Origin of the sequence: Tepidicella xavieri (genome assembly GCF_004363315.1) — a bacterium.
GTDB lineage: Bacteria > Pseudomonadota > Gammaproteobacteria > Burkholderiales > Burkholderiaceae_C > Tepidicella > Tepidicella xavieri.
The window spans coordinates 1-11,634 of the sequence record NZ_SNYL01000013.1 but is presented as its reverse complement, the minus strand read 5'-3'; the positions used below and the strand labels follow the sequence as shown (position 1 = coordinate 11,634).

The window sequence follows — 11,634 nt, the reverse complement described above, 5'->3', positions numbered from 1 at the left end:
TCCGGCAGGCGGGGCCGCCCAGGGTGTGGACTGCGGCCCCGCCGATCGGGGGTGGCTGTGGGGGGATCAGGCGGCTGTCAAGCGCTTCGCGCCGGCTTGGCCGGACGGCAGGGCGCGGGCGGCCGGCGATGTGGAGGCGGCGAGAGCCGGGGCGGCTTCCACGAGCGTGGTGGCGTGGCCATCCAGCCGGAATACCGACACCACCTGGGCCAGGCGCTGCGCCTGGTCGCGCAGGCTTTGGGCAGCGGCGGCGCTTTCTTCCACCAAGGCGGCGTTTTGCTGCGTCATCTGGTCGAGTTGGTTGACGGCGACATTGACTTGCCCAATGCCTTCGCTTTGCTCAGTGGCCGCTGCAGTGATTTCGCCGATGATGTCGGTGACGCGCTGCACGCTGCTGACGATGTCGGCCATGGTGGCGCCAGCGTTTTGCACCAGGGCGCTGCCTTGACCCACTTTCTCCACGCTGGCGCTGATGAGGTCTTTGATCTCCTTGGCGGCTTGGGCGCTGCGCTGCGCCAAGCTGCGCACCTCGCCGGCCACCACGGCAAAGCCGCGGCCGGCCTCGCCGGCGCGGGCCGCTTCCACGGCGGCGTTGAGCGCCAGGATGTTGGTCTGGAACGCGATGCCGTCGATGACCTGGATGATGTCGGCGATTTTTTGGCTGCTGGCTTCGATGTCCTGCATGGTGGCCACCACCTGATGGACCACCGCCCCGCCGCGCTGGGCGACTTCGGCGGCATTGCTGGCGAGTTGGTTGGCCTGACGGGCCGCGTCGGCGCTTTGGCGCACGGTGGCGGTGATTTCCTCCATGCTGCTGGCGGTTTCTTCCAGGCTGCTGGCGGCTTGCTCGGTGCGGGCGCTCAAGTCTTGGTTGCCCATCGCGATTTCGGCGCTCGCCGTGCTGATGCCGTCGCTGCTGCGGCGCACCTCCCCGACGATGCGTTGCAAGGCCTCCTGCATGGCTTGCAGCGCCCGCAGCAGGTCGCCGAGCTCGTCGGCCCGCTGGGCGCTGATGCGCGAGGTCAGGTCGCCTTGGGCGATGGTTTGCGCCACGCCCACGGCCTGCCGCACGGGGGCGGTGACGCTGCGCGTGATGACATAGGCCGCGGCCACGCCGATGAGCAGGGCCACCGCCGCCATGACAGCGAGGTAGATGGTGGCTGCGGCAATGTCGCGGGAGACCAATGCCGCGGCTTGCGTGTTTCGCTGCGCCTGAAAACTCTGAAATTGTTCGATGGTCTGTAAATAAGCTTGTCGCGCCGGCAGCAGCCGGGTGTTGAGCAGGTTGTCGGCGGCCGCGGCGTCGCCGTTGCGCAGCAGGTCGAAGTAGTCGCGGCGCAGACCGGCGTACTGGCTGCGCTGCTGGCCGATGGTGGCCAGCAGCGCGCGCCCTTCGGTGGAGGTCACGGCGGCTTCCAGGTCTTTTTGCAGGGTGTCGATGCGCTGGCTCGTTTCCTGCATCAGCGGCGTGAGGTGGGCCGCCAGGGAAGGGTCGTTGTTGGCCCGTGCCAGGGCCAGCAGGCGATCCGCGTTCAACCGTTCCAGCGCGGCCCATTCGTCGGCCAGGTCGGAGCGGCGTTGCCGTTCGGTGGCGTCGGCAAAGTCCTGATCGACGCGCTGCAGACTGAAAATCCCCAGCCCCACCGAGAGCAGCAGCAGCGCCAGCACGCTGGCAAAGCCCAAGGTCAGGCGGGTGCCGATTTTCAGGTTGTTGATGGACATGCGGCAATCCTCCGTTTGCGCCAGATAACGGCTCGGGGGGATGAATAGGGTCGTGCCCGAGCCTGGAAATGAGAGGGATTATCGGTTGGGTGAGGCGGGGCTGCAGCGCAGCCAAAGTGCACTGTGTGCCAAAGACGACAGTTGTCATCAGGTCTGCCCCGAGATGTGCCCTGACACTGCGGGGGGTGTCGAGAAAAAAGCCGTGACGGGTTGGAAAAACCCGGAAAAAGGCCTACGATCGACAGGGTTTTTCCCGCGAGGAGTCGTGTCAGTGTTCATGTCATTCAGCCGATGGTTCGCTGGACATCAGGGGAGGGGTGTGCGGTGAACGCCCCGCCGCGCCCGGCTGCCGAAGGGCCGCACACCTTGCCGCCACGGCCTGCCATGGCCCGGGCGCCCGCCCCTTGCGAGCAGGCGCCGACGGAGCCCTTGGCCTGGTGGCAGCGGGCCTTGCCGCTGTCGGTGCTGGCGCTGGGCGGGGGACTGACGGCGCATGTTTCGGGCGAGCTGCGGGGCTGGGCCGACGGGCTGACGTGGTCTGGGCACGTGCTGGCCTGGCTGGTGGGGCTGGGCCTCAGCGGCTTGGCCAGCGCCGCGCTGTGGGTGCTGCTCAGCGCCCGGCGCCGGCAGGAAAACCACGCCTGGCGCCGACACACCGATTGGGCCGTGCTGTCCCGGGTGGCGCTGGCCGCGCCGCACCCCTTGCTCGTCACCGACCGTGGCTTGCGCATCACCTGGATCAATCTTCCTTTCATGGCCGAATGGGGCGCCAATGAGGCGCAGGTGTATGAATGCCCGCTGACCGACTGGTTGCAGGCGCAGGGGCTGGAGCCTTGGGAGCTGGAGCGGGCGGGGCGGTTGCTGGAGCAGCGCCAGCCGGCCGATGTGGTGCTGCCGCCGGCAGGTGGACGCCGCCGTTTCGTGGCCAGCCTGATGCCGAGCTTCGATCCCCCGGGGCGTTTCCGGGGCTATGTGGCGCGGTTCGAGGATGCGGCGGCGCCAGCGCCGGTGGCCGCGGTGCTGGAGCGTCTGCAGCATGAGCATGCCGCCTGGCGCCGGGCCATCGACCGCCTGGCCATCGTCTCCGAGACCGACCGCAGCGGCCGGATCGTGCGGGTCAACGCCACCTTTCTGGACATCAGCGGCTACGAGCCGGGGGAGTTGATCGGCCAGACGCACCGCGTCATCAACTCCGGGCACCATCCCCCCGAGTTCTGGCAGCACATGTGGGAGACGATCACCCGCGGGCAGCCCTGGCGCGGGGAGGTGTGCAACCGTGCCAAAGACGGCCGCCTCTATTGGGTGGACAGCCTCGTGGTGCCGGTTTTCGACATGGCGGGGCGGATCGAACGGTTTCTCTCGATCCGCACCGACATCACCCACCACCGGCGCGCCGAGGACGCGCTGGAAGCCAGTCAGCGCATGCTGGCGCGCACCGGCGCGCTGGCCCGCGTGGGTGGATGGTATCTGGACGCAGGCTCGCGCCAGCTCTACATGTCGGCCGAGTGCATGCACCTGTTGCAGGCCGAGCCGGACCGCGCCTCGGGCGTGGAGCGGGTCATGGGCTATGCCCTGCCGCACAGCAACCCGGCGGTGGACGCGGTGCGCGAGGCCGTGCTGGCGCAGCCCCAGTCGTTTGACTGTGTGATCGAAGTCACCACCGGCCCCGGACACCGGCGGCACATCCGCCTGGTGGGCGATGTGCCGCAGCCCGGCCGCGGCCCGTGCGTCATCGGCGCGGCGCAAGACGTGACCGAGCAGGTCGAAGCGCAGCGCCGTGTCGAGCAGAGCGAGGCCATTTTGCGCTCGGCCATCGACGCCATGGGCGAGGCGTTTGCCCTCTACGACACCCAGGAGCGGCTGGTGTTCTGCAACGACCGCTATCGTGCGATGGCCTTCCGCCAGCCCGACGACCTGCTGCTGGGGATGCGCTATGAGGACGTGCTGCAGTTGAGCGTGGAGCGCGGCACCCTGCGCCCGCAGGGGCAGGACCCCCAGGCGTGGGTGCGGCAGCGGCTGCTCAAGACGCGCCAGACCGACTGCAGCGAACTCTGCCCGATGGAGGGCGGCCGCTGGATTCGTTTCGTCGATCGACGCACGCCCGATGGTTTTCACGTGGCCTTGCGCATCGATGTGACCGAAATGCAGCGCGCCCTCGAAGCGGCCCAGGCCGCCTCGCGCGGCAAGAGCCAGTTTCTGGCCAACATGAGCCACGAGATCCGCACCCCCATGAACGCCGTCATGGGCCTGCTGCAGCTGCTGCATCACACGCCCTTGAACCAGCGCCAGCGGGATCTGGCCGACAGGGCCTTGGGCGCGGCCCGCTCCCTGCTGGGCGTGGTCAACGACATCCTGGACTACTCCAAGGCCGAAGCCGGCAAGATGGCGCTGGACCCGCAGCCGTTCGAAAGCGATGCCCTGTTCTCGGAGCTGTCGGCCCTGCTGTCGAGCACGCTGGGCGACAAGCCCCTGGACCTGGTGTTCGACATCGACCCGCAACTGCCCCGCGCCTTGCAGGGCGACTCGCTGCGGCTGCGCCAGGTGCTCATCAATCTGGGCGTCAATGCCATCCGCTTCACCGAGCGGGGCGAAGTGGTGCTGCGGGTGCAGGTGCTGGAGCGGCACGGCGAGACGGTGCGCCTGGCGCTGGAGGTGCGCGACACCGGCGTGGGGCTCACCGCTGAGCAGCGGCAGCGCCTGTTTCAGCCCTACGAGCAGGCGGACGCCTCGACGGCGCGACAGCATGGCGGCACTGGGCTGGGGTTGATGATCAGCCAGCGGCTGGTGGCCCTCATGGGCGGGGAATTGCAGGTGCGCAGCACGCCGGGGGCGGGCAGCGTGTTCGGGTTCGAACTGCTGTTGCCAGTGGTGGATGCCGACGCCTGGACCGATGCCGCCGCAGCGGCCCTGCCGGCGGGCTTGCGCGTCTGGCTGGTCGATGGCCATGCTGGCAGCCGCGCGGCCTTGCGCCGCCTGCTGCAAGCCATGGGCTGGCAGGTGCAGGCTTATGCCAGCGCAGCCGAGGCGGCACAGGCGCTGGCGCAGGCCAGCGCGGCAAAGCCGCTGTGCGATCTGCTGCTCGTCGATGTGGCCAGCCTGCCCGGCCCCGAAGACGCGGCGCTGCCCTGGGTGGAGCAGGTGCGCGAGCGCGGCGCCTTGCGCCTGCAGCGCGTGGTGGTGTTGACCGCCTGCGCCGGCGGCATCGACGCGATTCGCGCCATGGGCCGGCCTGCCAGCTGGCGCTGGGAGAGCGTGCTCATCAAGCCGCTGACGCCCGGCATGCTGGTGCGTGCGGTGCGGCAGGGGATGGAGCGCGCCGCGCCCGAGCCCGCCCCGGCGCCCGCCAGGCTGTATGGGCTGCGTGTGCTGCTGGTGGAAGACGATGCGCTCAACCGCGACGTGGCGCTGGAGGTGCTGAGCCTGCTGGGTGCCCAGGCGGTGGCCGTGGGTGACGGACAAGCCGCCATCGAGACGCTGTGTGCCGAGCCCGACGGTTTCGACGCCGTGCTCATGGACATGGAACTGCCCGTGCTCGATGGTTTGGCGGCCACCCGCCGCATCCGGCAGGAGCCGCGCCTGCGCCATCTGCCGGTGATCGCCATGACGGCCAATCAGGCCGTGACCGACGCGCAGGCCTGCCTGGCCGCCGGCATGGACGCCCATCTGGCCAAGCCGTTCACGATGGAGGCGCTGGCCGAGACCGTCACCGAGCGGGTGGCCCATGCCCGGGCCGCCGGCCGCCGGCCGGCCATGCCACAGCCACCGCCACCGCGTCCAGCGCCGCGGGACGAGCCAGCCCCCGATGTCCGCGCCGCGTTCCGGCGTGCTGTGCCGCAGTATGTGCAGCGGCTGGATGACGGCCTGATGCAGCGCCAGCGGGCCGCCTTGCAGACGGTGGGGCACCAGCTGCGGGGCGCGGCGGCCTATCTCGGCCTGGACGATCTGGCCCAGGCCGCCGCGGCGCTCGAAACCCAGGCCAAGGCCGAAGCGGCCGAGGTGGCCGAGGAGGAGGCCTCCGATGCGGTGCTGGCCCGGGCGCGGGCTTTGCGCGAGGCGCTCCACGCCGCGGCGCGCCGCGTCGATGCCGAGGGGGCCGGCGATGGACCGGGTGATGGGCCGATGGTCACGCTGCCCGAGTGGGTCGAGGGCGCAGGCGCTGCCCGTCACCCCGACGACCTGGCCCGTGAACTCGATGCGCTGCAACAGGCGCTGCGCGCCGCCGACCTGACGGTGTTCGAGCGCATGGACCGTCTGGAAGCCGCCTATGGCGCAGCGCCGTTGCCGGGTTGGGCGGCTGTGCGCGAGGCCGTGGACCAGGCCGATTTCGAAACCGCCTGGCGGGCGGTCGAGCAAAGCCGCTTGGGTGAACAGGGAGCCAAAGACCGATGTCAGACGATAGACCCGATGGCGATGAACGCGCCGCCACCGGCCGACGAAGCCGCGCCGTTGCCGTGAAGGCGTGCCTGCAGCGCAGCTTGGGCCCGGCCAGCGTGGTGTGGCGGCTGGTGCTGGCGGCCGTGCTCTGGAGCGCGCTGGTGGCCGCGGCGCTGGCCTGGTGGGGCGTGCAGCCGCCGCTGCTGACCCATGTGCTGCACACGGTGCTGGTGGCCGCGGGGGTGGTGGCGCTGTTTTATGCCGGGGTGGGGCGGCACCTGTGGCGCATCGCGCGCCATCTGCGCACCCCTTCCGCCCCAGGGCAGGCGCCGGCGGCGCTGCGCTTGCGCCGGCGCGAGCCCTGGCGGCCCGATGAGCTCAGCCATCTGGTCACGGCCATTGGCCAGATGCAGCAGGCCCAGTGGCAAGCGGCCGAGACGGCCCGCGAGCGCGCCCATGAACTGGAGCGCGAGCTGGCGCAGCGCCAGCGCATCGAATCGCGCCTGCACGTGATGGCCACCGTCTTCGAAAGCAGCCGCGAAGCCATCGTCATCGCCGATCATGCCAACCGCATCATCGCCGTCAACGAAGCGTTCACCCGCCTGACCGGCTACACCCCGGCCGAGGTGCTGGGGCGCAATCCCCGGATGCTGTCGGCCGGCATGACCCCTTCCGAGGTCTATCAGGCCATGTGGCGCGATCTGGGCGCGCATGGCTGCTGGCAAGGCGAAATCTGGGACCGGCGCAAAGACGGTTCCATCTACCCCAAATGGCTCTCCATCAACACCGTGCGCGGCCCCACCGGCCGGATCAGCCATTACGTGGCGATTTTCAGCGACATCTCCGAGCGCAAGGAGGCCGAGGAAAAGATTTACCACCTCGCCCACCACGACAGCCTCACCGGGCTGGCCAACCGCATGTCGCTGTCGCTGGAGCTCAATGTGGCCGTGCGGCAGGCGGCGCACAACCGGCAGCGGCTGGCCCTCATGTTCATCGATCTGGACCGTTTCAAGGAGATCAACGACGTCCACGGCCACGACGTGGGGGATCGCTTGCTCGTCGCCATCGCGGCCCGGCTCCGGGAGGCGGTGCGGCACGGTGACACGGTGGCCCGGCTCGGTGGCGACGAGTTCGTGATCCTGCTGCGCCAGGTGCACGGCCGCGACTCGGCCCAGCAGGTGGCCGAGAAAGTGCGGCAGGCGCTGGAGCAACCCTGCGACATCGACGGCCTGACCCTGCGCACCACCGCCAGCATCGGCCTGGCCCTCTATCCCCAGGACGGCGAGAGCGCCGAGCAGCTCATGAAAAGCGCCGACACCGCCATGTACCACGCCAAAGCCGTGGGGCGCAACAACCTGCAGTTCTATACGCTGGGCCTGGAGCAGGCGTTGCTGGAGCGGGTCCAACTGGTGGCCGATCTGCGGCACGCGCTCGTGGCCGAGCAGTTCGTGCTCCATTACCAGCCGCAGTTCGATGCCGCCACCGGTCGCCTCGACGCGGTGGAGGCCCTGTTGCGCTGGCGGCACCCGGCGCAGGGCTGGGTCGCGCCGGGGCGCTTCATTCCCGTGGCCGAACAATCTGGGCTGATCGGGGACATCGGGGCCTGGGTGCTCGGGCAGGCCTGTCGCCAGTGGCGCCAATGGTACGAACAGACCGGCCGGCCTGACTTGCGGGTGGCGGTCAACCTGTCGGCCGCGCAACTGGCCAGCGACGGCTTCATCGAGCAGGTGGATCACCTGCTGCGCTGGCACGGCATGCCGCCCGAATGCCTGGAGCTCGAAATCACCGAGTCCATGCTGATGGAGGACGTCGAGCAGAACGTGGAGCGCCTGGGCGCCTTGCGCGAGCGTGGCGTCAAGCTGGCCATCGACGATTTCGGCACCGGGTACTCCTCGCTGAGCTATCTGCGCGTGTTGCCCATCGACGCGCTCAAGCTCGATCGCAGCTTCGTCCACGGCGTGGAAACCGATGCGGGCAATGCCGCCATCTGCAAATCCATCATCGCGCTGGCGCACAACCTGGGGCTGCACGTGGTGGCCGAAGGCGTGGAAACCGAGGCGCAGCGTGCCTTCCTGCTGAGCCAAGGCTGTGACCGCTTGCAGGGCTACCTGCTGGCCCGCCCCATGCCACCGGCCGAACTGCGCCAGCACGCCGCCTTTCCCTGAAGTTTCCTCGAAGGCCTTCGGGGTTTGTATTGCTGCAATGCAGCAATCGTGCCGTGGAACCGTTCATAATCGGGACGATCGACAAAGACATCCTTTGAACGGCAAGACGGTAACCACATGACCAGGCAGGGAGCCCAGACGGCAGACGGCAAGCGATGGTGGCGGCGCATGGGCTGGCCCGTGTGGGTGGCCATCGTCGTGGGCGGCTTGTGCGTGGCGCTCGGGGTGGCCCTGTGGCTGGAAATGCGCCACGCCTACGCCCAGGCCCGCTGGCTCACCCGCCATGCCCAGGCCCTCACCTGGGAAGTGCCCCGAGGCCCGGTGCCGCCCGAGGAGCGCCGCTACCCCAGCCACGGCCCCTACAACGAGCGGCTGGGCTATGTGGACTTGCCGGCCTATCTGGAGCAGCTGCAGCAGCGTGGTTACGCCGTGGCGCGCCAAGCCCGTTGGAGCGAAGCCGCCCGCGCCCATGTGGACCGTGGCTGGTACATGCCCTACGACGAGAAAAACCAGGCCGGCCTGACGGTGCTGGACTGTCGGCGCGAACCCATGTACGCCTTCCGCTACCCCTACCGCCAGTACGAGGGTTTCGAGGCCATACCCCCGCGCGTGGTGCAGGCGCTGCTGTTCATCGAAAACCGCGGCCTGCTCGATGCCGACCGCCCCCACATGAACCCGGCCGTGGACTGGGTGCGGTTCACCCGCGCCGTGCTGGGCCAACTGGGCCGTCTGGTCCATGACGACATCGACGCGCCCGGCGGCAGCACGCTGGCCACGCAGATCGAGAAATACCGCCATTCCCCCGAAGGCCGGACCCAGGACGCCGCCGAGAAGCTGCGCCAGATGATTTCCGCGTCCGTGCGGGCCTACCGCGACGGTGCCGACACCCTGCCCGTGCGCCGCCGCCTGGTGCTCGACTACCTCAACACCGTGCCCCTGGCCGCCGCGCCGCGCCACGGCGAAGTCCACGGCCTGGGCGATGGCCTGTGGGTGTGGTTCGGCCTGGACTGGGACGACAGCAACGCCCGGCTGCGCCAGCCCGTGGCCGCCGATCCCCAGGAGCGACAGGCCCAGGCCCAGGCGCTGCGCCATGTGGTGGCGCTGATGATCGCGCACCGTCGCCCTTCGTGGTTCTTGGGTCGTGGGCCGGGGCGTGAGGCGCTGGCCCGCCTGACCGACGCCCACCTGCGCCTCATGGCCGACGCCGGGCTGATCGAGCCCGCCTTGCGCGACGCCGCGCTCGGCCAGCCGCTGCGCTTTCGCGACTTCACCCAGCAGCCCGCCTGGAGCCCGCAACTGCCCAGCAAAGGCACGGCCGCCGTGCGCACCCGGCTCGCCACCCAACTCGGCATCAGCCTCTACACGCTCGACCGCCTGGACCTGGACGTGCACACCACCCTCCACCGCGAGCTGCAAGACGCCGCTTCCGACTATCTGCTGCGCCTGACGGACGCCGACTTTGCTCGCCGGCAGCAACTGCTGGGCGAGCGGCTGCTGCGGGCCGACACCCTCGGCCAAGTGCACTACAGCCTCACCCTGCTGGAAGCCACCCCCCAAGGCAACCTGGTCCGCCTGCAGACCGACACCACCGGCCAGCCGCTGGACATCAACGAAGGCTCCAAGCTCGAACTGGGCTCCACCGCCAAGCTGCGCGTGCTGGCCACCTACCTGGAGATGGTGGCCGAAACCCACGAGCGCCTCAGGAGCCTGGGCCCGGCCGAGCGCCAGGCATTCACCCCAGACCCCGACGACACCCTTACCCGCTGGGTGCATGGCTGGCTGCGCGAACACCCCGATGCCGACCTGACCGCTACGCTGGAAGCGGCCCTGCAGCGGCGCTTTTCGGCCAGCACCGACGAGCGCTTCTTCACCGGCGGCGGCGTGCACACCTTCAGCAATTTCCGGCGCGAAGACGACAGCCGCAACCCCACCCTGCGCGAAGCCATGCAGGAGTCGCTGAACCTGCCCTTCGTGCGCCTGCTGCGCGAGGTGGTGCGCCACAGCATGTACCACACCCAGGGCGGCACGGCCCGCCTGCTGGCCGACATGAACGACCCCCGGCGCGAAGCGTTGCTGGCCCGTTTCGCCGATCGGGAAGGCCAAGTATTTCTGCGCCGTTTCTGGCGCAAGCTCGACGGCCTGACGCCCGATGCCATCCGCGACAGCTTGCTGGCGGGCCTGCGCCCCACGGCCGACCGGCTGGCGGCCGTTTTCCGCTACCTGGAGCCCGAAGCGCCCATCGACGCGATGGAAGCCTTCCTGCGCGACCGCCTCGGGGATGCCACGCCACCGCCGGCGCGCCTGGAGCGTTTGTACCGCCAGTACGCGCCCGATGCCTTCGACCTGCCCGACCGCGGATTCGTGGCCCGCGTCCACCCCCTGGAACTCTGGCTCGTGGCCTTCCGCTTGCAGCACCCCGACGCCACTTGGGAGCAGGCGGTGCAGGCCAGCGCCGCCGAACGCCAGGCCGTCTACCGCTGGCTGTTCCGCACCCAGGCCAAATCGGCCCAGGACACCCGCATCGCCACCATGCTGGAGGTCGAAGCGTTCTGGGACATTCACCGCCGCTGGGCTCGCCTGGGCTACCCCTTCCCGCAACTCGTGCCCTCGCTGGCCACGGCTCTGGGCAGCTCGGGCGACCGTCCGGCGGCGCTGGCCGAACTCATGGGCATCATCGTCAACGATGGGGTGCGCAAGCCCGTCATCCGCACCACCGCTCTCGACTTTGCCGTGGACACGCCCTATGAGGCACGGCTGCAGCGCCGCATGGACGCGGTGGGCGAGCAAGTCATGCTGCCGGAGGTGGCCCGGGCCCTGCGCCGCGTGCTGGCCGAGGTGGTGGACGAAGGCACCGCGCGCCGGCTGGCTGGCGGCTTTCGCCTGCCCGATGGCGGCGAATGGCGGCTGGGCGGCAAGACGGGCACGGGCGACAACCGCCTCGTCATCGGCGGGCGGCCCGGCATGGCGCTCAATCGCACCGCCACCTTCGTGTTCTCGCTCGGCCCCAGCCACTTCGGCACCGTCACCGCTTACGTGGTGGGGCCGCAGGCGGCACGGCACCGTTTCACCTCGGCGCTGCCGGTGCAGGTGTTGCGCAACCTGGGCCCCCAGCTGTTGCCGTATCTGGCCCCGTCCGGCGGCCAGTCCTGCCCCGAGCCGGTGGCTGATGCGGGCTCTTCGTCATTTCGTGTGGAACCCAACAGTCACAATGACTCCTGGTCGTCGAGCCCGGTGGGCATGTGTGCAGGCCGCTGGCCGGCCTGTGCACATGTCCACCGGGCGGGTTTGATCAGGAGGATGAGTCCATGGGCATTGCCGTAGAAGCTCTGTTCACCAGCGCGCTGGGCTTGCAGCCGCCGTGGGTCGTCGATGA

Annotated in this window: 4 protein-coding genes; 3 read left to right on the top strand and 1 reads right to left on the bottom strand. The window is 69.7% G+C overall.

The features are described 5' to 3' along the window. Nucleotides 1-66: 66 nt before the first annotated feature. Entirely contained in the window at nt 67-1,722 is a 1,656-nt protein-coding gene (locus DFR43_RS10535) for a methyl-accepting chemotaxis protein (RefSeq protein WP_133598441.1), read from the bottom strand. Nucleotides 1,723-2,046: 324 nt separating this feature from the next. Here DFR43_RS10535 and DFR43_RS10530 point away from each other — a divergent pair, with 324 nt between their 5' ends. The 3 genes from DFR43_RS10530 to DFR43_RS10520 all read left to right on the top strand — a co-directional run bounded on the left by DFR43_RS10530 (nt 2,047) and on the right by DFR43_RS10520 (nt 11,582). Beyond that, on the top strand, nt 2,047-6,177 hold the full coding sequence (locus DFR43_RS10530; RefSeq protein WP_133598439.1) for a response regulator: 4,131 nt from the start codon (nt 2,047-2,049) through the stop codon (nt 6,175-6,177). Next, entirely contained in the window at nt 6,108-8,261 is a 2,154-nt protein-coding gene (locus DFR43_RS10525) for a putative bifunctional diguanylate cyclase/phosphodiesterase (protein ID WP_133598437.1), read from the top strand. Before DFR43_RS10530 ends, DFR43_RS10525 begins: the two co-directional genes overlap by 70 nt. A 117-nt stretch (nt 8,262-8,378) precedes the next feature. Further along, nucleotides 8,379-11,582 (top strand): transglycosylase domain-containing protein, encoded by a 3,204-nt coding sequence (locus DFR43_RS10520; RefSeq protein WP_133598436.1) that lies wholly within the window; start codon nt 8,379-8,381, stop codon nt 11,580-11,582. The last annotated feature ends 52 nt before the right edge of the window (nt 11,583-11,634 follow it).